This window comes from Pseudomonas sp. GL_117, assembly GCF_057835125.1.
Window position 1 is genome coordinate 4,205,895 of record NZ_CM174418.1, and the last position, 25,031, is coordinate 4,230,925.

Here is a 25,031-nt window from a genome sequence, read left to right on the forward strand (position 1 = left end):
GATTGCGGCTTCAAGAAAAGCACTTGTATGATGTCTATCAACAAGACGCACAAACCCGCATAAAAATAATCAGGGGGAGTTTTGAACTGTGACCCATTCAAGCCATGCATCCGCCGCTTCAACCAGTGATCCCGTCCTCGCGCGCGCCGTGAGCAAAGTGAAGCGCCACGTGCTGCCACTGTTCGTGATTATGTTCATCCTCAACTACATCGACCGGGTCAACATCGGCTTCGTGCGCACGCACATGGAGCATGACCTGGGCATCGGCGCAGCGGCCTACGGCTTCGGCGCCGGGTTGTTCTTTATCGGCTACGCGCTCTTCGAAGTGCCCTCCAACATGCTCCTGCAAAAGGTCGGCGCACGGATCTGGCTGACCCGCATCATGTTCACCTGGGGCATCGTCGCCACGCTGATGGCGTTCATCCAGAACGAAACCCACTTCTACATCCTGCGGTTTCTGCTGGGTGTGGCCGAGGCGGGTTTCTTCCCGGGGGTGATCTACTACTTCACCCGCTGGTTGCCCGGCGTTGAGCGCGGCAAGGCCATCGCGATCTTTCTCAGTGGCTCGGCGGTTGCCTCGCTGATTTCCGGCCCCTTGTCGGGGGCGCTGTTGCAGATCGAAGGCTTCGGCCTGCACGGCTGGCAATGGATGTTCGGCATCGAAGGCCTGGCCTCGGTGGCGCTGGGGTTCTTTGTGTGGTTCTGGCTCGACTCCAAGCCTCACGACGCGAAATGGATGAACCGCGAAGAGCAGGACGCACTGGTCAACGCCATCGACCAGGAACAACGCGACCGTGAAGCGCTGAGCACGGTCAAGCCGACCATCGGCAAGCTGCTCAAGGACCGCCAGATCATGCTGTTCTGTGCGTTGTACTTCTGCATCCAGTTGACGATCTACGCCGCGACGTTCTGGCTGCCGAGCATCATCAAGAAGATGGGTGAGTTGAGTGACGTGCAGGTCGGTTTCTTCAACTCGATCCCGTGGCTGATCTCGATCATCGCCATGTACGCCTTCGCGTCGCTGTCGGGCAAGTTCAAGTTCCAGCAGGCGTGGGTTGCGGCGGCGTTGTTGATTGCGGCGGCGGGCATGTTCATGTCCACCACCGGCGGGCCGGTGTTTGCCTTCGTGGCGATCTGTTTTGCGGCGATCGGTTTCAAGTCGGCGTCGTCGCTGTTCTGGCCGATTCCCCAGGGCTACCTGGATGCGCGCATCGCTGCGGCGGTGATCGCGCTGATCAACTCCATCGGCAACCTGGGCGGCTTTGTTGCGCCGACCACGTTCGGCTTCCTGGAACAGACCACCGGGTCGATCCAGGGCGGCCTCTACGGCCTGGCCGGCACCTCGGTGCTGGCCGCGATCCTGGTGTTTTTTGCCAAGACCTCGCCCTCTGCCGCGCTGGCGGCACCGAGCGTCGTGCCCAGCGGCGCGGCCATCAGCAAACCTCTCTGAGCCTATTTAGGAACCTGCCATGAACACGCCTATCGTCAGCGATTTCCAAGTCATCCCGGTCGCCGGCCATGACAGCATGCTGCTCAACCTCAGCGGTGCCCACGGTCCGTATTTCACGCGCAACATCGTTATCCTCAAGGACAGTTCGGGCAACACCGGCGTTGGCGAAGTGCCCGGCGGCGAGCGCATCCGCGAAACCCTGGAAGACGCCCGCAGCCTGGTGATCGGCCAGCCCATCGGCCATTACCAGCGCATCCTCAACCAGATGCGCAGCACCTTCGCCTCGCGGGACTCTGCCGGGCGCGGCCTGCAAACCTTCGACCTGCGCATCACCATCCATGCCGTCACCGCGATGGAAGCCGCGTTGCTCGACTTGCTGGGGCAGTTCCTCGAAGTGCCGGTGGCCGCCCTGCTTGGCGAAGGGCAGCAGCGCGATGCGGTGAAAATGCTCGGTTACCTGTTCTACATCGGCGACCGCAACACCACCGACCTGGCCTACCGCAACGAAGCCGACGCCGATGACGACTGGTTCCGCCTGCGCCATGAGCAGGCGTTGACTGCCGAAGCCGTGGTGCGCCTGGCCGAAGCCGCCAAGGCCAAATACGGCTTCAACGACTTCAAGCTCAAAGGCGGGGTATTGAGCGGCGACGCAGAAATCGAAGCCGTCACCGCCCTGGCCGAACGCTTCCCCGATGCACGCATCACCCTCGACCCGAACGGCGCATGGTCTCTGCAAGAAGCCATCCGCCTGTGCCGCGACCAACACCACGTGCTCGCCTACGCCGAAGACCCCTGCGGTGCGGAAAACGGCTATTCCGGCCGCGAAGTAATGGCCGAATTCCGCCGCGCCACCGGGCTGAAAACCGCGACCAATATGATCGCCACCGACTGGCGCGAAATGGGTCACGCGATCCAACTGCAATCAGTGGACATCCCCCTGGCCGACCCGCACTTCTGGACCATGCAAGGCTCGGTACGTGTCGCGCAGATGTGCCACGAGTGGGGCCTGACCTGGGGTTCGCACTCCAACAACCACTTCGACATTTCCCTGGCGATGTTCACCCAGGTCGCCGCCGCCGCACCGGGCGACATCACCGCCATCGACACCCATTGGATCTGGCAGGACGGCCAGCGCCTGACCCGGGAACCCCTGAAGATCGAAGGCGGCTACGTGAACGTGCCGGCCAAACCCGGCCTGGGCGTGGACATCGATATGGACGCCGTGGCCAAGGCCCATGAGCTGTACAAGGGCATGGGCCTGGGCGCACGGGATGACAGCGTGGCGATGCAGTTTTTGATTCCAGGGTGGAAGTTCAACAACAAACAGCCGTGCCTGGTGCGATGAGCTAAAACACAGAGATCAAAAATGTGTGCGGGCTTGCTTGCGAATGCGGTGGATCAGTCTATCTATCGGGAGACTGACACTGCGCGTTCGCGAGCATGCCCATACAATATTCTTGAGTGCTGTACGGACGGCAATAGCATAACCGCAGGAAAATCCGAAGAAGTAGCATAGAAATTTGAAAAACCGACACCGGACCGGGCGCAGTGGCTTTAGTGATTGATCCCTCCCCGGCAAAAGCGGCTTCATTGTTAGAAACTACTAAAACAGCAAACAGCGCAAGAACCGCTCCAGCGAGATTTACGCGCTGAGGAAATACAATCAACCTTTCAAAATCTTCACCATAGAGTCAGGTGTCAACACATAAGGTTCCAATCAAGCCTACTGTAAGAATCACGCCACTACCTTTTTTTGCACGATTCAATAACCGAATAAACCCACACACTTCCTAAAATCAACAAAGACAACTCCGCCATACTTTAAATCAGGAGTTCGTCAGCAACTTCCTAGTCCCGCCTGCCCTCTACTCAAATCGCCGATTTCCAGCCATGATGCGCGCCTCACTTCAAGGACGATAACAACAGTGAAAACCACCCTTGCCGCGTTGTTCCTGGTCTGCCTCGCCACACCTGCATTCGCCGACAACAGCCCCATCGGCTTCCAGAACACCACTCTCCCCGACGCCCACGGCAACCGCCCGTTGCAGATGGTCGTGTGGTATCCCGCTAAAACCGCCAAAGCCCCAGAGCTGATCCGCGACGACGCCGTCTTTCACGGTGCCCTCGCCGTGCCCGACGCACCGCCCGCCAGCGGCAGACATCCGTTGGTGGTGATTTCCCACGGCAATGGCGGCAATTGGGGTAATCAGGTGTGGCTGGCCAGTGCGTTGGCGCATCAGGGTTATATCGTCGCGGCGGTCAACCACCCCGGCACCACCAGCAAAGATCGCAGCCCCGAGGCCGCCGCGCAGTTGTGGCAACGGCCCAAGGACCTGAGCCGCGCCATCGACGCGGTGCTCGCGCAGCCTAAGCAATTCGGCGCCGTGGAGAATCGTCGGATTGCCGTGATCGGCCATTCACTCGGCGGCTGGACCGTGCTGGAAGCCGCCGGCGCGCGCTTCGACCCCGCGCTGTTCGCCAAAGACTGCACCGCTCACCCGCAATTGGTCGCCTGCACGACGTACCGGCAGATGAACCCCGACAACGCCAAGGTGGCCGCAGACTTGAGCGATAAACGCGTCAGCGCCGTGGTATCGCTGGACCTGGGCCTGTCACGCGGCATGACCGACGCCAGCCTGGCGGCACTGCCGGTGCCGGCATTGATACTTGCGGCGGGCGTGACGGAACCGCAACTGCCGGCCGAACTGGAATCCGCCGACCTGGCCAGGCGCCTGCCGAAAGCATCGACCCAGTATGTGCAGATCAGCGACGCCACCCACTTCAGCTTTATGGCGATCTGCAAACCCGGCGGCGAGGCGCTGATTGAAGAGAGTTCGCCCGGTGACGGCATGATTTGCCGCGATGGCGAGGGCGCGCGACCACGGGAGGTGATTCAACAGCAGGTGGTGGCCCTGATCAGCGAATTTCTCGCCCAACCTGCGGGCAAATAAGGCTGTGTCAACGTGAGAAAAGTAGTCTTGAGCACACTCTTAATTTGCGCAGCGCTGTGGGGCGCTTCCCAGTGGTGGGAAAAAGGCCTGGCGCAACCCTCCGGCTCCGCCCATATCAGCCCCAACGGCTGTTATCGGGTGCAGCAATTCAAACCTTTCTGGGTACTGCCCAGCGCCTTTCACCCCCAGGCCCATCCGGACGAAACAGCCGAGGTTCACCTGTTTGTGCGCTGGGAAAGCCCGGCGTTCTTTCGCCTGTACGATCAGCGCAACGGCCGGTTGATCAGTGAAAGTGCGATCTATGATCTGGTCAGTGATGGCGGGCCGTTGTTCTGGGGGATGGAGGGTATCGCTTCGGTGTCGGCCGGTATGATCGAGATTGGGCCGATTCGGCTGGATTGCGCGCTGTAGGGCTGGGATTTTTAGCTGGTATCATCCGCACCTTCACCCGTCGGATAAAACCCCATGAATCGCCAGAAAAAGCTCCAGCAACTGTTCAAGGCCAAAGCCAAAAAAGCCAGTGCCAAACTGGCGCCCAAGTCCAAAGACAAATACATCAGCAAAGCCGACCGCCTGAAACTCGCCGAAGAAGCCGCCGCGCCTGCGGAACAAGCGTAAACACCCGGCAGCGCCGCGCCTTGTTATAGGGGGGTGGGGTATGCAATGATCGCCCCCTTCATAGGTAGGGGGGGTATAGGCATGGGCCACGTCTCGGCAAACAAAGACAACCTGATCAAACGCGTCAAACGCATCGCCGGGCAGATCCAGGCCCTCGAGCGCGAGCTCGAAGCGGATGCCGACTGCGCCAAGACCCTGCACTTGGTGGCGGCCACCCGCGGCGCGATCAACGGGTTGATGGAAGAAATCATCGAAGACCACGCCAGGTCGCACGTGGCCGACCCTGCCCTCTCCGAAGAAGAACGCAGCAAGGGCGTCGAAGAATTGCTTGAAGCCATTCGGCGCTATTCCAAATGAGCCTCGCCAACAGCCATAGCCACGAGCATGTGTTCCTCGGTGCATCCCACGATGAAAACGCCAGGCGCACCCTGTGGGTGGTGATGCTGACGGTGGTGATGATGGTCGTGGAAATCGCCGCCGGTGCGCTCACCGGCTCCATGGCCCTGCTCGCCGACGGTTTTCACATGGCTACCCACGCGGGCGCCCTGGGCATTGCCGCCGCCGCATACGCCTTTGCCAAACGCCATGCGCACAGCCCGCGCTACAGCTTTGGCACCGGCAAGGTCGGCGACCTCGGCGGCTTTGCCTCGGCACTGATCCTGGCGCTGGTGTCGTTGGGTATCGGGGTGGAATCGGTGATGCGCTTGCTGACGCCCTCCGAGGTGCAATTTGGCACGGCTACCCTGATTGCCGTGGTGGGCCTGGTGGTGAATATCGCCAGTGCGCTGCTATTGGGTCACGGCCACAGCCATGATCACAGCCACGCACACGACCATCACCACCACGGCCACGACAACAACCTGCGATCCGCCTACGTGCACGTCATCGCCGACGCGCTGACCTCCGTCCTCGCCATCGCCGCGTTGCTGGCCGGGCGCTACCTCGGTTGGGTGTGGCTGGACCCGGTGATGGGCATCGTCGGCGCCATCGTCATTGCGCGCTGGGCCTGGAGCCTGATGGGCGCGACCGCCGGCGTGCTGCTGGACCAGACCGATGAGCACGTCGCCGCCGAGATCCGCGAGTTGGTTGAGCAGCCCGGCGATGCGCGGATTACCGACCTGCACGTCTGGCGCGTGGGGCCAGACGCCCATGCGGCGATTGTCAGTGTGGTGGGCGCCGCAACGACGGATGCCGAGTGCATTCGCGAGCGCCTCAAGCCGGTGCATGAAGTGAGCCACCTCACCGTCGAGTTTCGTGCGGCGTAACCGCGACCACTGACGCCATCTATGGGTGCCCCCTTGGCTAAAGATATAGAAAACCCCTGCATCTCCACCTGCCAGCTCAGCGGCGACCTCTGTGTCAGTTGCGGGCGCAGCAAAGACGACATCCGTAAATGGAAAAGGATGAAACGGCCGGAGAAAATGGCCGCCGTGCAACGCGCCACCCTGCGTTTGAAAGCGCTGAAAAAGGCCAAGTAAGCGTACGACTAAGTACGCCCCACCGACCCCGATACCGGCAGGTTACCCAGCAGCTTGAGCCCGGTACTTTTTACAAAGGTGTCGTAGTCCATCGGTTTCTGGATGCGGGTTTCGGCATTGGGCAGCACGTAGGCCCAGGCGCGTTTGGACGAAGCGTCATACACCAGCTTGAACAGGCGCGTCGGCACCCAGACCTGATTGGCGCCGATGGTGCTGTGGCCGGGGTCGAACAACGGGCCGGTGAACACATACACATCGCCGCCGGCGCGCACGGCGAATTTGCGCACGTCGGCCTCGACCTTGCTCCAGATCTTGCGGTTGTTGGTGGGGTCCTGCGGCACCATGTTCGACAGCGCGAACGACTGCGCCATCGCGTTAGCGTTCGGCGCGTCGGCAGCCGGGGCTTGGTGGCCACGGTCCACGGCCGGATGCTGGCTGCGGTAGTCGCTCAATTCCGCGCGCCCACCCTTGGGAATGCGCGGGTCAGCGTAGAACTGGTTGGTGCGTTCCTCGCCCTTGGCGTCTTTCAACTGTGCGGCGTTCAGGCGCTCGACCACCACCAGCGGGGTCTTGCTGGTTTGCGAATAGAGCACGGCGAAGTGGTCGGAGCACAGCGCCAGGGGCCTCATCGTGGCGGGCACAGTGGCGGTATTGATCGGTGTTGCAGCGGGAAACAAGTCTGCGCAATTGTCGAATGACGCCTGCTTTTGCTGCCTGGAGTAAAGGTCCGGCAGACTGCGTGCGTTGGCCCCGGAGGAAAGTAAAACAAGGGCGGTGAGACCAACTGCAATATTGCGTAGGTACATGCATTAAATCTTCGACAGAGAGTGAAGCGACAGGCGACGGAAAACGCCGCCAAGTGGATGATATTACGAGGATTATTGACTATCTAATGTCAGATTAGTGCCCGACCGCTGCAGGTTTTCCCGCACCCCGAGGCCCTGGCTTGAACCCATGGCTGCGTGCACTCCAGGCCAGCGCGAATGACAGCGCAATCAACAGCAGCATCGCCCACGGGAACGACGCCACGCCCCAGGTCTCCAGCAACACCCCGCCGACGATGCCGCTGGCGGCAATTGCGCTGTTCCACGCCACCACATTCAGCGACAGCGCGACGTCCGCACCATCCCCCGCCGCATCGGCCAGGGCGGTTTGCAGCAGCGTCGCTGCACCGCCGAAGCTGAGCCCCCACACCGCGACACCGAGATAGATCACTGCGGGCAAGCTTCCTACAACACCAAACACCACGCTTACCCCTGCAAATGTCGCCAGGCTGACCAACACGGTTTTGCGCAACAGCGGCTCGACCAGCCTGGCCGTCAGCCAAATCCCCGCCAATGCCGCCAGCCCGAACACCAGCAGCACCCCATCCACACGCTCCGCCAACCCGGCCTGCGCCACGAACGGCGCGATGTAGGTGTACAGAATGTTGTGCGCCAGCATCCAACTGATCACCACCGCCAGCACCGGACGCACGCCGGGCGTGGTCAGCACCTTGCCCAGGGACAAACGCTGATGCGCGGCCTGAGGTGGATAGTCCGGGACTTTCACCAGCACCCACACAATCAGCCCCAGCGTCAGCGCCGACATCAGCCCGAATGTGGTGCGCCACCCCAGCAGCCCGCCCAGCCACGTGCCCAGAGGCACACCCAGCGACAGCGCAATCGGCGTGCCGACCATCGCCAATGCCAGCGCCCTGCCCTGTTGCCGGGGCGCGACCATGCGCCGGGCGTAACCAGCCAGCAGGCTCCAGGCCAAGCCCGCGGCGACGCCGGCGAAGAACCGCGCGACCAGGGTCACCCCGTAGTGGGATGACAGCGCGGTGATCGAGTTGAACAGCAGGAAACCGACGATGGTCAGCAACAGCACATTACGCCGACGCCAGCCACGGGTCGCGATGGTCATGGGGATGACTGCCAGCACCGAACCCAGCGCATAGGCGGTGACCATCTGCCCGGCCATTGCCGGAGAAATCGCCAAGCCTGCGCTGATAAGCGGCAGCAGGCCTGCGGGCAAGGTCTCGGTGACGATACAGATGAAACCGGTCATGGCCAGGGCGAGCAAGGCGCCGATGGGCAAGCGTTCTGAAGACGCGGACAAGCTGAGTGAGGGTGTCATGGGCAACTCCTGGGACGACTTAAATACTGATCGATACAAATGTTGCAAGCCTAGCGGGTGCGTTGTCAACGATTTATGTATCGACTAGTATTTATCTCGTTTTCTACTGGAGACCTCATATGGCACAGATGGGCCGCCCGCGTAATTTCGACCGTGACCATGCCGTGGAACAGGCCATGCACCTGTTCTGGCAATACGGCTACGACGCCACCTCCCTCGCCCAACTCAAGGCCGGCCTGGGTGGCGGTATCTCCGCGCCAAGTTTTTACTCCGCGTTCGGCTCCAAGGAGGCGTTGTTCGACGAATGCGTGCAGCGCTACCTGTCGACCTACGCCAGAGTCACCGAATGCCTGTGGGACGAAACCCTGTTGCCCCGTCAGGCCATCGAAACCGCCCTGCGTCAGTCGGCGCGCATGCAGTGCGAAGACGGGCACCCCAAGGGCTGCATGGTCGCGCTAGGCGTGATGAGTGCACCGAGCCCGGAAAATGCGCGGGTCGCCCATGCACTGACGCAATCACGCCTGCGCACGCGGGCGGGGATCGTCGCGTGTGTGGAGCGCGCGATCCGTGCCGGGCAATTGCCGCAACACACGCAGGCCCCGGTGCTGGCAACGGTGTTTGACAGCTTTTTGCAGGGGGTGTCGATCCTGGCACGGGATAACGTGCCCCATGCCGTGATCGACGCGGCGATTGATCAGCTGCTGATGGCGTGGGATGTGGCGGCGTCGGTTGTGGCGCCGCAACTCAAACAGCCGTAGCAGACCTGGAAAACCGCCGGGGAAGCGTGGAAAAACACTGCAGGCCTATCGCCACTTCTATATAGTAATGCTTCGCATTAAGCGGATTACCCAAGGAATGCGCGCCCTCTTACCGACGGCGCACGTCATCGTTCAGAAGGATCTTTATGCAAGGCTTTACTCTCTCCCCGGCGCGCCTGTTCGGTGTGCTGGCTGTGGTGGTTTGCGGGCTGTTTACGGCACAGGTGCAGGCCGATGACACCGACCACTCCCTCACTGTCGAAAAAAATACCCACGCCTATGTCGTCAATGCTGACGGCAGCTTTGTGCTCAACGTGGAAATGATCTCGCGGGTCAACGAAGAGCGCGCAATCAAGCTGCACGCCCAACGGCCACTGAGCTTCAACCGCACACTGGAAACCTTGAAAATCGTCGAGGCCTACACCCAGAAAGCCAGCGGTCGCAAAATCCGCGTACAGCCCAAACAGATCAAGGAGCAGCAAGAGCGCGCCTCAGCCGATGCGCCGATGTTCCAGGACTCCCGGGTCAAAGTGGTGATCTTCCCGGACGTGGCGGTCGGCGACCGCCTGGTCTTGCGCTACCAGTTGCAGCGCAACAAGCCGTTGTTTCCCCAGCAGTTCGAAGACATCAACATCCCGGACTTCTACCAGACCGAGCAAACCAGCTTTTCCTACGACATGCCAGCGAGCATGCCACTGTACGCCGACGTCAAAGGCTACAAGGCCTCCACGCCAGCGGCGGCACCCGGTCGCAAGATCTATCACTGGGAACAACTGCCCGGCGAAAAATTCCGAATCGAAAACGGCGCTGTCGCCTACAGCGATTACGGGCAATTCATGGCTGTATCGACGTTCGCCGACTACAAACAATTTGCCCAAGCCTACGCCGCCAGGGCACAGATCGAAGTGACGCCCGCCATCAGCAAACTGGCCAAGGAACTCACAAACAACCTCGACACCCCACGTAGCAAAGCCCTGGCGCTGAGCGACTGGGTGCGTAAGAACATTCGCTATGTCGCGGTTTACGTCGGCCCTGGCGGCGTAGTACCGCACCCGGCGCAGGCGGTACTGGACAACCGTTACGGCGACTGCAAAGACCATGTCGCCCTGCTCGAAGCCTTGCTCAAGGCCGTCGCCCTCGAAAGCTCACCCGCGCTGATCAACTTCGGCAACGCCTATACCTTGCCAACGGTGCCGACGCTGGGTCTGCTCAACCATGCGATCACCTACGTGCCGAGCCTGGACCTGTACCTGGACTCCACGGCGGCGCCGATTGGCGCCGGCTACCTGCCGATTCCGGACCTGGGCAAGCCGGTGTTGCTGACCCAGACCGGCGCACTTGAACGCACGCCGATCAGCCAACTGGGCAAAGTCGACAACACCCTGACCTTCACCGTCGCCGACAACGGCAGCGCCGACTTCAACCACGTCTCCACCGTGGAAGGCTGGGGCGCGGAGTTCAACCGCTTCGTATTCAAGTCGCTGCCGCCCGCCGACCTCAAGAAACTGACGCAGGAAATCCTCAGCATGTACGGCCAGTCCGGTAATGGTGAAGTCGTCAGCGACACCCTGGAAGGCAATGCGCCGATCTTCAAATCGACGATCACGGGCCACACCGACAACCTGGTCAACCTGCCCGGCCCGACCGGCGTGCCGACCCTCACCAGCCTCGCCGGCGGCATTTCACAGAACGTGTTTGCGTTTATGGCCGAGAAAGAGCGCACCCAGAACTTTACCTGCCTGTCTGGCGAAATTGCCGAACAGGCGCGCTTCGAATTTCCGAAGACGGTAAATATTCTGGCGGTACCCAAGGCGGTGTCTCTCAAGAGCGGCGGCTTCGATTACCAAGCCACGTACACCCAGGACGGCAACAGCGTGGTGGTGACCCGCAGTTACCAGTTCGCCCACACCGACGCGCAGTGCAGCGCACAGGACTACGTCGCGATGAAGCCGACGATTGAAGGGATGGTCAACGACCTGAAAAGCCAGGTGATTGTGCAGACCCTATAACTGCGCCTACCTACGCGATTGCCCAGCCAATCCCAAGGCGAAAAGAGGCCTGCATCTGTGCAGGCCTTTTCATCTGGCTATCAGCCACACCCCATTAGAAAAACACTCAACGGTTGCCGGTCAAACGGAACGAACTTACCGACGCGGCGATGATTGCGCTGGCTTGCGTTATGGGGGGTCGACATTTCTTTTGGTGCAGAACCTGACCAATATCCAATCGTCGAAGATCCTCGATAAGATCTGCTGCCTCATCAGAAGGCCGCTCTTTCAACACAGAAGAAAGCTCAACCTGCCTAAGCAACCCTAAGGTTAGGAACGGCTAGACGCCATTGAGCAAGTTGATCATAGTATTCTTCGATTCGGCCAAAGCCCCCTCTCTCATCCCTGGCTCTACAAGACAACATGTCCAGCATTGCGATTACCGATCTAATTGTGCCTTGGGACGTCGACAGCTTCTCGCGACCTGTTGTGGCCTTGAGCGCCACATGGGTAGCAAAGGACTGGGAAAATGCGAGGCATCAGCATCGCAAGGCGCAGCTGATCTACTCCTTACGCGGAATCCTCAACTGTGAAATTGACGACGGTATCTGGATCGTGCCGCCGCAGTGCGCCATCTGGATACCGGGGGACTTACCGCACGCGGCGCGGGGGGCGGGTGAAACGGAATGCTATTGCCTGTTCGTTGAGCCAGACGCCGCACCGGACCTTCCGCAAACCTGTTGCACGATTTCGGTATCGCCCTTACTGCGCGAGTTGCTACTGAAGGTGGCCGGTTTTCCCGAACTGTACCCGCCGGGGGGACGGGAAGACCGGTTGATTGCTGCCTTGCTCGATGAGCTGGTGGCGGCGCCGGTGGAAGACTTGCATCTGCCCATGCCACGCGATCCCCGATTGCGCCGCCTCGTAGAAATGATGCTGGCTACCCCCGCGGATAAAACCTCGAAGGCCGATTGGGCTACTCGAATTGGCATGAGCGAGCGAAGCATGAGTCGTCTTTTGCTGCATGAAATTGGAATGAGCTTTGGGCGCTGGCGTCGGCAATTGCATGTAATCCTTGCGCTGCAACGCTTGACCAAGGGTGAAAGCGTGCAAACGGTGGCATTAGAGCTGGGATACGAAAACGCCAGCGGTTTCGTGACCATGTTCCGCAAGGCAATGGGCAAACCTCCGGCACGATACCTCTCGGATCGCATCAGCGGCGCAGAGCTTGCTTCAGTGCCACACATCATGTTCACCAATGAAATCTCCCCCTGATGCATCAGGCGGATCTTGGCTCTGGGCCAGCTGCCGTCCTCCATCTCCTGCTGTCCTTCCTTGCGCAGTCGCTGATATTTCGCAACCTCGTGGTGATAGTGAAGACTGACTGCTCGTCGAGAGCAGAGCCTTTCTTGGACGCATGCGACTGCAGGTGTTCACGCAACGCCAGGTTTTCAACGAAAACCATCCTCACGCCAAGATGACATCACGCTTGGCCTAAATGAATAATAATCTGGCCTGGTTTCGCCATCACACCCCTCTGTGTGTGTTGTTAAATGCAACATCTAAATACAAATGAGTATTGTTGATGTTCACCATCACAACTGTTGGGAAATCCCGTTGGCCAATTGATATGCGCGCAGAGCCCGATGGCTTTCCTCGTCCGGGAGGGTCTTACAAGGGAGTAATCCGGAGCGCGCCCCGCACCGTACTGGGCTCGGCCGTAGCGGCGGCCGTTCTGATCAGCGCGCAAGGCGCATTCGCCGCCGAGCCAGGGCAGATCCAAACCACGGCGGGAGGCAAGTCTCAGGAGGAAATAGCCTTGCCGGCCATCACCGTGACGGGCCCAATGGATACGGCGACCACTGAAGGTACTGGCTCCTACACCACGGGCCAGACGACGGCGGCGACGCACCTGCCGCTTTCGTTGCGGGAAACACCGCAGTCGGTGACGGTGATCACCCGCCAGCGCATGGACGACCAGCAATTGAATTCGGTGCAGGGCGTACTGGAGAACGCCACAGGCGTCTCTTCATACCAATCCGACAGCGAACGGACGAGTTTCTACTCGCGTGGTTTCTTGATCAACAACGTTCAGTACGACGGCATACCCACCGTCGTCGGCAACATCGTTAATGGGAGCGGTATCGGTTCTCTCGATACCGCGTTCTATGATCGTGTCGAGGTAGTGCGCGGCGGCTCCGGCCTGCTGACCGGCACCGGCAATCCTTCGGCCGCCATCAATCTGGTGCGCAAACGGCCGACCCGCGAATTCTCGGCGTCCGCCTCGCTCGGTGCGGGGAGCTGGGATACCCACCGGGAAATGGCCGACGTATCGACTCCGTTGACCGAGGATGGCCGTGTCCGCGCCCGCATAGTCGGGACGTCCCAGGAAGGAAACTCGTACATCGATGGGTACAAGCCGCAAAGGAAGGCGTTCTACGGCATCATCGAGGCAGATCTGACGCCGGACACGACGGTGAGCCTGGGTTATGACTACCAGGACATCACGCCGAAGGGCTCCACTTGGGGAGGTTTGCCGCTCTGGTTCAGCGACGGCACGCAGGCGGAGTATTCACGCTCCAAAAACTACGCTCAGAACTGGAGCCATTGGGACAACACCCTTAAAACGGCGTTTGCCGAGATCGAGCACCGCTTCGACAACGGTTGGAACCTCCGGGCCGTCGCTAACCAGTACCGCACCGAATACGATGCCCAACTACTCGGCCTGGTCGGTCGCCCGGATCGCGCCACGGGGCTGGGTTCCTTTCCCAACGGAGCTTATCCGGTGGCACTGGCGTCCGAAGGTCGCAGCCGTCAAAACACCTTCGACGTGATGGCGAGCGGCCCCTTCGAACTGCTTGGCCGCCAGCATGACCTGGTGGTGGGGGCGACGAGTTCGCGCCGCACCGCCAGCCAGCAAGATATCGCTCCGTTCTATGCAGGCCTTACCCCGGTCAATGTCTACGAACTGAGCCCAGCCTTTCCTCGCCCCAACTTCGATGCCATAGCTTCGATCCCGACCCGTACCCTGATCAAACAGAGCGGCGTCTATAGCGCAGCCCGGTTCTCGCTGGCCGAGCCTCTGAAACTCATTGTCGGCGGCCGCTTCAGCAACTATGAAATCGACGACGCCGTGGGCGGCTCGTCGCTGCACTACAAAAAGAGCAGTGAATTCACGCCGTATGCTGGCTTGATTTACGACATCGACAAGACCTATTCGGCCTACGTGAGCTACACGGGCATATTCAATCCGCAAACCGACTATCGCGACAGCAAGGGCAATGTGCTCACGCCGTCGAAGGGAAAAACCAAGGAGATCGGACTCAAAGGCGCTTATCTGGACGGGCGTCTGAATGCGTCGATGGCCGTGTTCGAGACCAAACTGGACAACGCTGCACAGATGGTCGCAGGAACCTATACCCCAGGTGGTGCCCAAGCCTATGTAGGCGCGGATGGCACGAAGTCGCGCGGGGTCGAGCTGGACTTGCAGGGCGAATTGGCGCGTGGCTGGAACATCTATTCAGGTATCGCCCATTTCACGGCGCAAGATGGCGATGGCGTGCGCTTGAACTCCCAAATACCGCGCACTACAGCCCAGCTTTTCACCACCTACCAACTACCTGGAGAGTGGCGCAAGTTGACCCTCGGTGCAGGCGTCAAATGGCAAAGCCGCTTCTACCAGGCGCCTAAAACCGGCACCAGTTCGTTGGGCGGGGAACAAGGTTCTTATGCGCTGGTATCACTGTTGGGGCGCTACGCCATCACGAAGAAGATCACCGCGGCGGTCAACGTCAACAACGTGCTCGACAAGAAGTATGCGTTGCAGAAGGGCGATTTTGACACCGTAGGTTATGGCGCGCCACGCAACCTGATGGTGACGCTGGACTATAGGTATTGATTCTCCCGCAGGCAAACACTTCACCCGTTAGAAATCCCAACACATACAACAGCCCACTAATTGTCGAGAAAGCTCCTATGCCCCTTCAGCCTACCCTTCACCCCGCCCAAGACACGGCCGTGAATACCCCAAACAACGTAGCCTTGTTCTGGTTGACGACAGCCGCTGGTGCCGTACTTTTTGTCAGCTTCCAGTTATTTTTCTATGTAAATGACTTTGTGAGAGCACACGCAGCGACACCGGCTATTACGTTTGAACCCGATGTACTGTGGATGTTTTCCGCCTTCTATGGTTCTTGGATCGTCACGGTGCTTATCGCACTGATGGGAACCCGCAAGGCTCAGTGGGTTGCCCTGGTTCTCGGCAGCTTACTTGTCGCGCTGAATACCCTCGGGGGAATCTCCGACGGATTGCGCGACGGTTGGCACGTTGCTTTTTCGGCCGTGTTCTTCATTACGCTGCCAGGCGTATTCGCAATCGCAGCCACTTGGCGTTGCATCAAAAGCAAAGGAGTCGACCATGTCGGTCAATAGTTCTGACTTCCCTTTTGTCTGGATGAAACTTACGCAAGAGCCCGGGCACGATCACCAAAAGGATTTCGCCGAATTCGAGGCCAACTTGCAGCGTGGGGAGCCGTTCGTGCTCCTGACTGATATAGCACCTGCCGAAGACCATGAGCACTCGCCGGAAGAAAAGAAACGCACCGCACTCTGGATGAAAAAGCACAAAATTGAATTGCGAAAGTGGGTTCTGGCAATGATTCTGGTCGAACCCAACTCGGCAAAACGTCTTGGTTTCAGGGCATTCGCGGCCGTTTTTGCCAAGTTCTGGGGCTACCCTCTGCTTCTAGCTGCTTCACGTCAACAGGCAATGGAGATGGCAAGAGAACTGCTTGCAAAGGATAGAAAGTCATCTCATTGATGGCCCATCCTGGCATCCGCTTGCTCACGCTGTGCGCTTCGATCACCCCGGCCAAATCCAAGGCAAAAAAAAGCCTGCATCTCTGCAGGCTTTTCTCTATCTGGCTCCACGACCTGGACTCGAACCAGGGACCCAATGATTAACAGTCATTTGCTACCGATTGGTCGCAACGGGCCTACGGAAAACGTGCTGGAGACACTGAAACGCTGCACTGCGTGAGCACATGAATGCGTCACGCCAGGAGAGTTAGTCGGGTTGGGTTGGGTTGGGTTGTCAAAGCGTGGCAAAACAATGACCTGTAGGAAAAGGAGGCGCCCTTTGTCAGCATTCAGCCGGCAATCCTGCAAAAATCTGGCAATGCAATTCATTCGGGTCTCAGCCCCCCCTAAGCAATCCGTTTGTCCAATGGGTGCCTATCGTCCTGGTTCGACGGTCAACGCATAGGCTGAGGAGGGTTCAACCGTGTGTCGAGCGCAAACCGCTCTTGGCTGATCAATTCGAATAAATCGTTCGCTGCAGAGGGATTCATCAGCACATTCCAGCTATGCCGGGAAACGGCTGAAGGAATCAACACGAAGGGATGCTCTGCTAAGAGGCTGTCACCAAACTGCTGCTGACCTCGCCCGGGTGAACCCGGGAACAGCCAGTTTGCGTTAGGTACCGAGTCAGGCATGACCCGATGGACGAGCTTGAAGTCCTTGACCCGGGCACACGTGAGTACATGCGCAATCGTGTCCAGCGCCTGAAAACCTTTGTGCACGGCCACCTCAAGGATCGCAGTAGACGGATCTGCAGAGCAGTACACCGCTTTGATACCTTTAGAGTTCCACCGGCCGCCAGCGATTTCAGCCCCAATACCGGACGACCAGCTGGATGCATGCTTCTCTTGATCCAATCGCCACAAATACAACTCACCATTCCCTGGCACTATCGTCATCAGGAATACACCCCGTATTCCATGCGGGTCAGAAAGTCTTCGACCAGCTCAAATCCCATCTGAGTCGTCAGCAGATCCAGAGGCGTCTTTCCCTCGAGCCCCATAGCAGGAGAGGTCATCCAGTTGAGCGCCTGCTGGCGATCTCCCAACACCTCCTCTGCCTTACTCAATACGCTAGCCAGACGCCACGTGCTGTTGGTCTGCTCAGCCGTCAGGGGTTCAGGCTTTTTGATACGCCGCTGCACCGTTCGATCCGAAAGCCCGAGCACCTTAGAGAACACATGGTGATCTCGTAGTTGGCTGTATGACTGAACAAACGCAATCACCAGCTCTGACGGAAACCCCTTCTCCATCATGGAATGAAGCTCAAACGCACTCGTAACCTTGAGTTTTTTGCCTTCGCCAAACAGCAGCTGTAGCGGCCGCGCTGGATCGTATGTTGTCGCTTGTAGGCTTTTGCTTGCAGGAATCATGGTCGCCCTCCTCTGCCATATGGCTAAAATATATCGCCAGATGGCAGAGAAAGCCAACCTATCCGACGATGGGTATTTTTCGCCTATCGCACACTGAAACTGGCAGATTGAAAAGAGGCATTTTCTGCAAGTCCAATTCAAGCTAGATGAGCATTGTCTGTCACTTAATACGGGAATTGGCGAACCTGTTTGCGTAATGTTCTCCCTCAAATATGCGTAGAGGATTCAGTAGATCTTCCTCTGGATCCCAGCGATGAAACTCAAATCGTCCGCTCAGTTTCATCACCCAGGCGCGTCATGCTCCAGGTTGTAAAACGAGGACAACGACGGCTGATTATCAAGATCGATGAACAGGGTACGAACACCTGCATCGGCGCAGAACGCGCCCAGATTGGCGCCAACCGTAGCCTTACCCGGCCCGCCTTTGGTTGAAACGACTGCAGCGACTTTCATGGGGCTTACCTCTGAATCGTGGGATTAGAGACGTCTTCATGCCTGCCACGCTGTGCGCTTCGATCACCTCGGAGAAATCCAAGGCAAAAAAAAGCCTGCATCTCTGCAGGCTTTTCTCTATCTGGCTCCACGACCTGGACTCGAACCAGGGACCCAATGATTAACAGTCATTTGCTCTACCAACTGAGCTATCGCGGAATGCGCCGTATGTTACTGATTAAAAAGAAGAAGTCAAGCATTCAGTGCGAACGTACCGGATGATCGGTTGTGAGTGGCTGTTCCTTGGCCAAATCCAGCCAGGCCCGCGCGGCGGGTGGCAGGTGGGCGCTGGCGCGCCAGGCCAGGGCGATGTGCCAGTCGGTGTGGGGTTCGTCCAGCGGGATCAGGGCGATGCCGGTGTGTTGATGCTTGTGCGCCAGCATGCGCGGCAGGAAGGCGACGCCCAGGCCGGCCGAGACCAGGTCGACGATAAAGTCGATCTGCCCGCTGCGGGCCGCGACCCGAGGGGTCACGCCTTTGCGTTCGCACGCGGCGAGGATCTTGGCGTTGAGGGCGAAGCCGGCTTCGAACAGGATGAACGGCGAGTCCGCCAGGTCGTTGAAGTCGATGCGCGTGTTTTGCGCCAGAGGGTGTTCCACGGGTAGCACGGCCATCAACGGTTCGTTGCGTACGGGCTGGTAGTCGAAACCTTCGTCCATCGGCAGCAGTAGCGCCGCCAGGTCGACCTCCCCCGCTTCCAGGCAGTCGCGCAGTTTTTTGCTGCCGTATTCGGTGAGTTCGATCTCGATGTCCGGATAGCGGCGGCGGTAGGTCGCAAACATCGCTGCAAACAACACACCGCAGCCCACTGGCGGCAAGCCGATGCGCAGTACGCCGCGCTTGAGGCCGCGCAAGTCGTTGATCTCGGCCAGCAGGTCATTGTGCTCGGCAAGCAGCACCTGGGCGCGGCGGTAGGTCATTTCGCCAGCGGCGGTGAGTTCGTTCTTATGCCCGAGGCGATTGAGCAGCGGCATGCCCAGTTCATCCTCCAGGGTCTTGACCGCCTTGCTCACCGTGGACTGGGTCAGGGACACAACCTCAGCCGCCTGGGAGAAACCGCCCTGGCGCACCACTTCGACAAAGGTGCGCAGTGTTCTGAGGTTCATCAGTATTCCTTTAGCGACTGGATGCTAGTTGAAAAAGTTGTTTTTATCATGCCAGAGCTTTGCTTATCGTGAACCCCCTTTGACCTGTGGAGTTTACGCTGATGATCATTTCGTCCGCTTCCGATTACCGTGAAGCCGCCCGACGCAAGCTGCCGCGCTTTCTGTTCGATTACATCGACGGTGGCGCCAACGCTGAGCACACGATGCGCGCCAACGGCACGGACTTGGCCGACATCAGCCTGCGCCAGCGCATCCTGCGTAATGTCGACAACCTGAGCCTGAAAAGCACGCTGTTCGGCCAGGAATTGGCGCTGCCGGTGATCCTCAGCCCGGTTGGCCTGACCGGCATGTATGCGCGTCGCGGTGAAGTGCAGGCGGCCAAGGCGGCGGCGAACAAAGGTATTCCGTTCTGCCTGTCGACAGTGTCGGTGTGCCCGATTGAAGAGGTCGCGTCGCAAAGCCCACAGGCGATCTGGTTCCAACTCTATGTGCTCAAGGACCGCGGTTTCATGCGCAATGCCCTGGAGCGTGCGCAAGCCGCCGGGGTCACGACGCTGGTATTCACCGTCGATATGCCCACGCCGGGTTCACGTTACCGCGATGCGCACTCGGGCATGTCCGGGCCGTTCGCCGCTTCGCGCCGCATACTGCAAGCCGTGACCAAGCCGCAATGGGCCGTCGATGTCGGGTTGATGGGGCGCCCCCATGACCTGGGCAATATCTCCAAATACCTCGGCAAACCTACGCACCTGGAAGACTACATCGGCTGGCTGGCCAACAATTTCGATCCGTCGATCAGTTGGAAAGACCTGGAGTGGATCCGAGAATTCTGGAAAGGCCCGATGATCATCAAGGGCATCCTCGACCCGCAAGACGCCAAGGACGCCGTGAGTTTCGGCGCCGACGGCATCGTGGTCTCCAACCACGGCGGCCGCCAGTTGGATGGCGTGTTGTCCACTGCCAAGGCATTGCCGCCGATTGCCGAAGTGGTCGGTGAAGATCTGACGGTGCTGGTGGACTCGGGTGTGCGCTCCGGGCTCGACGTGGTACGCATGCTCGCCCTGGGCGCCAAGGCGTGCCTGCTGGGACGTTCGACCGCCTACGCGCTGGCCGCCGAGGGTCAGCACGGCGTGGAAAACCTGCTGGATATCTTCGCCAAGGAAATGCGCGTGGCCATGACCCTGACCGGTGTGACCTCGATCGATCAGATCGACCGTACAACGCTGGTCAACCCATAGCCAAATAAATGGCGTCACCGGGCACCGTTGCACCTTGGCTGTATTTACAGCCATCTGATTTAAAAGGACTTTTATAAAAACAAAGGATTTGGCATGAATCTCGCTCTAACTTGTCTCAAGCAGGTTAGGCGATGACAAGACGTGTGGCAGTGCCCAGGGGTTATAACCCACTGCAAAGCGGTCTAAACTGTTTCCAATGTTTTACGGAACTGAGGGAACAGTACGACGCATGGCACTCGCCGCTCTTATCGAGCCTGTAAGACAGTTCTGCGCTTAGAGGCTGATAGTTTATGAAAACACCGACCCATACCAACGCAATTGACTTCGACAGTGCCAAATTGCACCGCCTGGGTTTCGGTCAACCGTCCTCCCTGCCACAACGCCCCACCACAGTCGGGCAGCTGCGCCAGCAGTTGAGCATGCACTTGCAGACCAGCCTGGAACCGGAGCGGATCCTCGGCCTGTTTTTCCGCGAAATCCAACGCCTGGTCCCCCTGGACGCCCTGCAATATCACCACCAGGCCAGCGACCTGCGCCTGGAATTTGGCCATCGCGGCCATCACTCGGTGAGCTACACGCTGAGCCATGAAGGCGAGCACCTGGGCGAGTTGGTGTTCCGCCGCAACCAGCGCCTGCTGGAAGACGAACTGAGCCAGCTCGAATCCTTGCTGGCTACCCTGCTCTACCCGATGCGCAATGCCCTGCTCTATCGCGCGGCCACCCGCAGCGCGCTGCGCGATCCGTTGACGCAAACCGGTAACCGCATCGCCATGGACCAGACCCTGCAACGGGAAATCGACATGGCGCGCCGGCATTTGAACCCACTGTCGCTGCTGATGCTGGACATCGATCACTTCAAGGTCATCAACGACACCCATGGCCATACGGCCGGCGACAGCGTGTTGCGCACCGTGGCCCAGGCCCTCAAGAGCCAGTTGCGTAACGTCGATATGGTGTTCAGGTTTGGCGGGGAAGAGTTTCTGATCCTGCTGTCCAACACCGGCCGGGATGCGGCGGCGCTGGTCGGCGAACGCCTGCGCAAGGCGGCACAAGCCCACGACTATTGGGCGGATGGGACAAGAATCGAACTGACCGTGAGCCTCGGTTGCTCGACCCTGCTGGCCGCAGAATCGGCCGACAGCCTACTGCGCCGGGCCGACAGCGCCTTGTACGTGGCCAAGCGCGAAGGCCGCAACCGCTTGGCAATGGCGGGGTAAGCACCCCGCCATCACGTGTTACATCACGCCTCGCTGGCGACGCGCATCGGGCGCTCACGCACGGCCGCAGGCGCTTTCTCTTTCTCCAGGTGCATGCAGCTTTCCAGGAACAGATACATGTAGTCGTAGCTCTTGCATACGGCTTGGCGCAGCTCGACCTGCAAGGCCTTGCTCGGATTCATCCCGGCCAGGGTGCAGATGATTTCCAGTGCTTCCCACGGGTGGGCATCGTCGTACTGGGCATGCATCTTCAGCCACTTCATCGCACGCTTGCGTTCTTCTTCGGGGAAGGCCGCCGCGTAGACACCTGTGGAACACACCACGGCCGACCACTCGCCCGTCGCCCCTTCGATTGCATAGTTGGTCGCGGCCACGGCCACGATCAGCGAATCGGCCGAACTGGTGTGCCAGCACCAGTGGCTGAGCGCATGCAATTCAGGCTGCACGTTCTGCGCCTGCAACTCCTCGAGGCTGACCCCATGGGCACGCGCCCAATGCACCCAATAATCGGCGTGGTTCAACTCGACGCGAATATTGCGCATCAGCCAACGTCGCGCCATATCCTCCCCAGGATGGCGGGCAAACTTGGTCTTGGTGAGGTTCTGTGCCATGTACAACGCAAACTGTTCAACCACCGGCCAGCCACCGATCAGGTAGTGGCGCATGGTCTTGGCGCTGAGCGTGTTGTCACGCATGCGCTGGTACAGTTCGTGCTCGACAACTCGGCGCTTGCTCTCGCTACAGTCCTGGATCAATTGCTGTGCCCAGGCTGGGTAACTTGAGGCTTCCATTAGCGGGCCGGTTCTGTTGAATGTGTCGATCACTATAAGGCTCCTTTTTAGTGTGATAGTACAGACCAGCGTATGTTTCAGCGGAATGTGCCGGGCGCCCTGAATAACAGGGGCTGCGGTCGCACAGGTCGACACTGCAAGCTATCAAAGGTAAACAATTGCGGGCGTTCTATCAGGTAGCCCTGAGCGTAATCCACACCAATCTCAAGCAACGCCTGTTCGATGTGCGGTGTTTCAACAAACTCGGCAATTGTGCGCTTACCCATGACGTGGCCGATGTGATTGATCACTTCGACCATGGCGCGGTTAATCGGGTCGTCCAGCATATCCTTTACGAAACTTCCATCGATCTTCAGGAAGTCTACAGGTAAATGTTTGAGATAAGCGAATGAGGACATTCCGGCACAAAAGTCGTCGAGCGAGAAATGACAACCTAAGGCTTTGAGTTCATTAATAAAGCGAATTGCACTGCCGAGGTTGGCGATAGCACTGGTTTCGGTTATTTCAAAACAGATCATCGCCGGCGGTATACCGTAGCTATTGAATTTCTCACGTAAAAAGCCGAGGAAGTCGTCATCGCCGATGGTAATACCCGACAGATTGATCGCACACATCGCCATGGGCAGGCCCGGCCGCTCGCGCATGCAGTCGGCGATGATCTTGAACACATTATCCACCACCCAACGGTCCAACGAGGTCATCAAGCCATAGCGCTCGGCGGCCGGGATAAAACTGTCGGGCAAGATGATGCGACCGCCTTCGTCATGCAGGCGCAGCAGGATTTCAATATGCCCGGTGCCGCCATCGGTATACCCCAGGGGCGCGATTTCCTGGGCGTACAAGCAAAACCGGTTTTCCTCCAGGGCCATGTGCAAGCGCTGCACCCAGGCCATCTCGCCAAACCGCAGGGACAGTTCCGAATCGTCGGCATGATAGACCTGCACCCGGTTGCGGCCCTTTTCCTTGGCCATGTAGCAGGCCATGTCCGCCGCCCGCAGTGACGTCTCCAGGGTGGTCGGGACCTGGGAGATATGCACCAGGCCAATGCTGACGGTGGTCATGAACGGCCGGCCCTTCCACACAAAATGCAGGCTTTGCACGGTATGGCGCAGGCTCTCGGCGATTTTCTCCGCCACCGGCGCCGGGCAGTTTTCCAGCAGGATGCCGAACTCGTCGCCGCCCAGGCGCGCCAGGGTGTCGCCGTCGCGCAGGTCCGATTGCAGCAGCGCGCAGATGTGCCGCAGCAGTTCATCGCCCGCCGCGTGGCCGCAGGTGTCGTTGACCAGCTTGAACTGGTCCAGATCGAGGAACATCAACGCATGCCGTGGGTTCTGCTGGCGCCCCACGTGATGCAGCACCTGCTCCAGCCGGAACTCGAATTCGCGACGGTTGGCCAGGCCGGTCAACGCATCGTGGGTGGCCTGCCACGACAGGTTGGCAATGTACTGGCGCTCCTGGGTCATGTCGTGCAGCACCAGCACCGCCCCGCTGACCTTGCCGGCACTGCAGATCGGCGCCCCCACCAGCGTCACCGAAACCGTACTGCCGTCCAGGCGCTGGATCAGCTTGGAATGCTCGCTGCCACCACTGAGCCGGCCCTTGATGATGTGATCGATCAGGGTAAAACCGTCGGGCTCGGCGTTTTCGTCGAGCAGTTTGAACAACGCGGCCAGGGGCAGGCCCTGGGCCTGGGCGGACTTCCAGTGGGTCAACGCCTCGGCCGCCGGGTTCATGTAGGCAATGGCGCCATCGACGTCGGTGGTGATCACCCCATCGCCAATAGACTCCAGGGTGATCTGCGCACGCTCCTTTTCCGCCTGCAAGGCGTCGGCGAACGCATGACGCTGGGCCAGCAGTTTGTGGGTGCGCAACAGCGCCAGCACGATCAGGCCCAGGGCGGTCGCCAGGTTCGTGATCAGCAGCAGGCGCAGAATCATCCGCGAACCTTCGCCCAAGGCGTCGCTGAAGGCCTTGGCGGCCGGCGTCACGCCTTCATTGATCGCAGTGATGCGTGCCTTCCATTGCCGCACGTCGTTGCCGCTGACGTGGTCGGCGCGGATCGCGCGGTGCATTTCCTGGGCCAGGTCATCCAGTTGCAGCAGGTAGCCGTCGCCGACCGTCCACAGCTCGATGGCTTTTTCCAGGTAGCTGAAATGGCGGAAGTTGAGGTACAGCCAGATCAGGCTGGAGACATCGTCGGGATGGTTACCGCCCTTGAGGATGCCCTGGCGGGCGGCGGCGATGTCGGGAGCGGGTTGGTCGAGGGCGATGCGCAGTTCATGCCCGCCCTGGGGCACGGCGATGGCTTGCTGGTACTTGAGGTAGGTGGTTTCGTCGCGGTTGTCGGCGTAGAGGGTCAGGTAATAGATGGCATCTTTCTGGCCCTTGGACCACAAGCTTTCGCCTGCCACGTAGCCGCGCACGGCCGAAAGCACGTAGAGACTGACGCAGCCTAACAATGCCTGGAACAGCACGACGGCGATAAAGGGCCACACAATGCCCAACAGCCGAGGCGTTCCGAGAGTCCGCTTTTGCTTCATGAAGTCCCTTGCACATGCACCGCTGGATACGCACGCGAAAAACCGCTTCCGATAGCT

General features: G+C 59.5%; 23 protein-coding genes, 2 tRNA genes and 1 pseudogene. 16 read left to right on the forward strand and 10 right to left on the reverse strand.

Annotation, left to right across the window (positions count from 1 at the left end; genetic code table 11):
- Positions 1-88: 88 nt before the first annotated feature.
- The 8 genes from AC3ISR_RS19070 to AC3ISR_RS19105 all read left to right on the forward strand — a co-directional run bounded on the left by AC3ISR_RS19070 (position 89) and on the right by AC3ISR_RS19105 (position 6,497).
- Complete coding sequence (locus AC3ISR_RS19070) at positions 89-1,450, forward strand: MFS transporter (RefSeq protein WP_192296877.1); 1,362 nt, start codon at positions 89-91, stop codon at positions 1,448-1,450.
- Between the two features lie 19 nt (positions 1,451-1,469).
- A complete protein-coding gene (gene gudD, locus AC3ISR_RS19075; protein WP_226455081.1) occupies positions 1,470-2,795 on the forward strand; it encodes a glucarate dehydratase in 1,326 nt (441 codons plus the stop codon).
- A gap of 580 nt (positions 2,796-3,375) precedes the next feature.
- Entirely contained in the window at positions 3,376-4,401 is a 1,026-nt protein-coding gene (locus AC3ISR_RS19080) for an alpha/beta hydrolase family protein (protein WP_463984507.1), read from the forward strand.
- 27 nt (positions 4,402-4,428) lie between these two features.
- Positions 4,429-4,812 carry a hypothetical protein gene (locus tag AC3ISR_RS19085; RefSeq protein ID WP_225595210.1) on the forward strand — a complete coding sequence of 128 codons (384 nt, stop codon included), beginning with the start codon at positions 4,429-4,431 and terminating at the stop codon, positions 4,810-4,812.
- A gap of 54 nt (positions 4,813-4,866) precedes the next feature.
- Positions 4,867-5,019, forward strand: a complete 153-nt coding sequence (locus tag AC3ISR_RS19090) for a DUF2986 domain-containing protein (protein ID WP_192296881.1) — start codon at positions 4,867-4,869, stop codon at positions 5,017-5,019.
- An 81-nt stretch (positions 5,020-5,100) separates the two neighbouring features.
- Positions 5,101-5,376, forward strand: a complete 276-nt coding sequence (locus tag AC3ISR_RS19095) for a metal/formaldehyde-sensitive transcriptional repressor (RefSeq protein WP_192296882.1) — start codon at positions 5,101-5,103, stop codon at positions 5,374-5,376.
- The gene (gene dmeF, locus AC3ISR_RS19100; protein ID WP_463984508.1) at positions 5,373-6,284 is read left to right on the forward strand and encodes a CDF family Co(II)/Ni(II) efflux transporter DmeF; all 912 of its coding nucleotides are present in this window, start codon (positions 5,373-5,375) and stop codon (positions 6,282-6,284) included. Before AC3ISR_RS19095 ends, dmeF begins: the two co-directional genes overlap by 4 nt.
- A 33-nt stretch (positions 6,285-6,317) precedes the next feature.
- Positions 6,318-6,497, forward strand: coding sequence for a DUF1289 domain-containing protein (locus AC3ISR_RS19105; protein WP_064453335.1), 180 nt, complete (start codon positions 6,318-6,320; stop codon positions 6,495-6,497).
- A gap of 8 nt (positions 6,498-6,505) precedes the next feature.
- Here AC3ISR_RS19105 and AC3ISR_RS19110 read toward each other — a convergent pair whose 3' ends face one another.
- Positions 6,506-7,303 carry a DNA/RNA non-specific endonuclease gene (locus AC3ISR_RS19110; protein ID WP_463984509.1) on the reverse strand — a complete coding sequence of 266 codons (798 nt, stop codon included), beginning with the start codon at positions 7,301-7,303 and terminating at the stop codon, positions 6,506-6,508.
- Between the two features lie 94 nt (positions 7,304-7,397).
- Positions 7,398-8,615, reverse strand: a complete 1,218-nt coding sequence (locus AC3ISR_RS19115) for an MFS transporter (RefSeq protein ID WP_463984510.1) — start codon at positions 8,613-8,615, stop codon at positions 7,398-7,400.
- 119 nt (positions 8,616-8,734) lie between these two features.
- On the opposite strand from AC3ISR_RS19115, the gene AC3ISR_RS19120 reads away from it, so the two are divergent.
- The 6 genes from AC3ISR_RS19120 to AC3ISR_RS19145 all read left to right on the forward strand — a co-directional run bounded on the left by AC3ISR_RS19120 (position 8,735) and on the right by AC3ISR_RS19145 (position 16,180).
- On the forward strand, positions 8,735-9,373 hold the full coding sequence (locus tag AC3ISR_RS19120; RefSeq protein WP_463984511.1) for a TetR/AcrR family transcriptional regulator: 639 nt from the start codon (positions 8,735-8,737) through the stop codon (positions 9,371-9,373).
- Between the two features lie 146 nt (positions 9,374-9,519).
- Positions 9,520-11,382, forward strand: a complete 1,863-nt coding sequence (locus tag AC3ISR_RS19125; protein ID WP_463984512.1) for a DUF3857 domain-containing transglutaminase family protein — start codon at positions 9,520-9,522, stop codon at positions 11,380-11,382.
- Between the two features lie 402 nt (positions 11,383-11,784).
- Entirely contained in the window at positions 11,785-12,636 is an 852-nt protein-coding gene (locus AC3ISR_RS19130; protein ID WP_192296889.1) for an AraC family transcriptional regulator, read from the forward strand.
- A 310-nt stretch (positions 12,637-12,946) separates the two neighbouring features.
- Positions 12,947-15,259 (forward strand): TonB-dependent siderophore receptor, encoded by a 2,313-nt coding sequence (locus tag AC3ISR_RS19135; RefSeq protein ID WP_225595211.1) that lies wholly within the window; start codon positions 12,947-12,949, stop codon positions 15,257-15,259.
- Positions 15,260-15,378: 119 nt separating this feature from the next.
- Positions 15,379-15,792 (forward strand): hypothetical protein, encoded by a 414-nt coding sequence (locus AC3ISR_RS19140; protein WP_318652579.1) that lies wholly within the window; start codon positions 15,379-15,381, stop codon positions 15,790-15,792.
- Positions 15,779-16,180 carry a hypothetical protein gene (locus tag AC3ISR_RS19145; RefSeq protein WP_463984515.1) on the forward strand — a complete coding sequence of 134 codons (402 nt, stop codon included), beginning with the start codon at positions 15,779-15,781 and terminating at the stop codon, positions 16,178-16,180. The genes AC3ISR_RS19140 and AC3ISR_RS19145 overlap by 14 nt, the downstream gene beginning before the upstream one ends.
- A 101-nt stretch (positions 16,181-16,281) precedes the next feature.
- On the opposite strand, the gene AC3ISR_RS19150 is transcribed toward AC3ISR_RS19145, so the two are convergent.
- The 6 genes and pseudogenes from AC3ISR_RS19150 to AC3ISR_RS19175 all read right to left on the reverse strand — a co-directional run bounded on the left by AC3ISR_RS19150 (position 16,282) and on the right by AC3ISR_RS19175 (position 19,188).
- A tRNA-Asn gene (locus AC3ISR_RS19150) sits at positions 16,282-16,354 on the reverse strand.
- 259 nt (positions 16,355-16,613) lie between these two features.
- Complete coding sequence (locus AC3ISR_RS19155) at positions 16,614-17,117, reverse strand: RES family NAD+ phosphorylase (RefSeq protein WP_463984516.1); 504 nt, start codon at positions 17,115-17,117, stop codon at positions 16,614-16,616.
- The gene (locus AC3ISR_RS19160; protein ID WP_192296893.1) at positions 17,117-17,590 is read right to left on the reverse strand and encodes an Xre family toxin-antitoxin system antitoxin; all 474 of its coding nucleotides are present in this window, start codon (positions 17,588-17,590) and stop codon (positions 17,117-17,119) included. The genes AC3ISR_RS19155 and AC3ISR_RS19160 overlap by 1 nt, the downstream gene beginning before the upstream one ends.
- A gap of 285 nt (positions 17,591-17,875) precedes the next feature.
- A pseudogene (locus tag AC3ISR_RS19165) lies at positions 17,876-18,043 on the reverse strand (ParA family protein); the annotation flags it as partial.
- Positions 18,044-18,165: 122 nt separating this feature from the next.
- A tRNA-Asn gene (locus AC3ISR_RS19170) sits at positions 18,166-18,241 on the reverse strand.
- A 41-nt stretch (positions 18,242-18,282) separates the two neighbouring features.
- Positions 18,283-19,188: a LysR family transcriptional regulator gene (locus tag AC3ISR_RS19175; protein ID WP_192296896.1), complete on the reverse strand. Its 906-nt coding sequence runs from the start codon at positions 19,186-19,188 to the stop codon at positions 18,283-18,285.
- Between the two features lie 101 nt (positions 19,189-19,289).
- On the opposite strand from AC3ISR_RS19175, the gene lldD reads away from it, so the two are divergent.
- Together lldD and AC3ISR_RS19185 are read left to right on the forward strand one after the other, a co-directional pair.
- Positions 19,290-20,426: an FMN-dependent L-lactate dehydrogenase LldD gene (lldD, locus tag AC3ISR_RS19180; RefSeq protein ID WP_489324406.1), complete on the forward strand. Its 1,137-nt coding sequence runs from the start codon at positions 19,290-19,292 to the stop codon at positions 20,424-20,426.
- A 290-nt stretch (positions 20,427-20,716) separates the two neighbouring features.
- Positions 20,717-21,643: a GGDEF domain-containing protein gene (locus AC3ISR_RS19185; RefSeq protein WP_489324407.1), complete on the forward strand. Its 927-nt coding sequence runs from the start codon at positions 20,717-20,719 to the stop codon at positions 21,641-21,643.
- A 23-nt stretch (positions 21,644-21,666) separates the two neighbouring features.
- Here AC3ISR_RS19185 and AC3ISR_RS19190 read toward each other — a convergent pair whose 3' ends face one another.
- Positions 21,667-22,467 (reverse strand): iron-containing redox enzyme family protein, encoded by an 801-nt coding sequence (locus AC3ISR_RS19190; protein ID WP_489324408.1) that lies wholly within the window; start codon positions 22,465-22,467, stop codon positions 21,667-21,669.
- 44 nt (positions 22,468-22,511) lie between these two features.
- Positions 22,512-24,974, reverse strand: a complete 2,463-nt coding sequence (locus AC3ISR_RS19195) for an EAL domain-containing protein (protein ID WP_192296900.1) — start codon at positions 24,972-24,974, stop codon at positions 22,512-22,514.
- Positions 24,975-25,031 lie beyond the last annotated feature (57 nt).